Genomic DNA, 438 nt, shown 5'->3' on the forward strand with positions numbered 1-438 from the left:
GATTACACTCAGCGCATTACGCAGCTTGGGCCGCAAGGTGGTGGTGCCCGCATCGGCCTTTAACTCTGGCACCTGAGCCCAGCGCTGCAAGGTTCGCAGCGATAGCCCGACCTCCTGGCATGCACGTAATTTTCGGGCGCCTGCGACGATGGCTTCAATCAACCAGCTCACCAACAACTGCCGTTCCGGCAAAGAAGTCAGCTGTCCTCGCCGTCGGTCCCCCAGTAGGCGTTGAGCTTTTTTCGCCCACTAACAACGTTGCGGTTTCAGCTAATGCAGCATCTTTACGGCGCAGTTCACGCTCTAGTTCTTGAATGCGTTTTTTGTCTTTACGTGTCTGTTCATGATCAGCCATTTTTTGGATCTGCACCGCCTCTTGACCGCTGATGCAGGCTTGGCGCCAAGCATTGAGCTGTTCGGGGTAAAGGCCGTTTCGAC

At 55.5% G+C, this 438-nt stretch carries 1 pseudogene; it reads right to left on the reverse strand.

Features of this window, described 5'->3' with window-relative positions:
• A pseudogene (locus tag KVH01_RS29500) lies at positions 1-438 on the reverse strand (IS3 family transposase); the annotation flags it as partial.

The sequence above is a fragment of the Pseudomonas khavaziana genome, assembly GCF_019145205.1.
Classification (GTDB): domain Bacteria; phylum Pseudomonadota; class Gammaproteobacteria; order Pseudomonadales; family Pseudomonadaceae; genus Aquipseudomonas; species Aquipseudomonas khavaziana.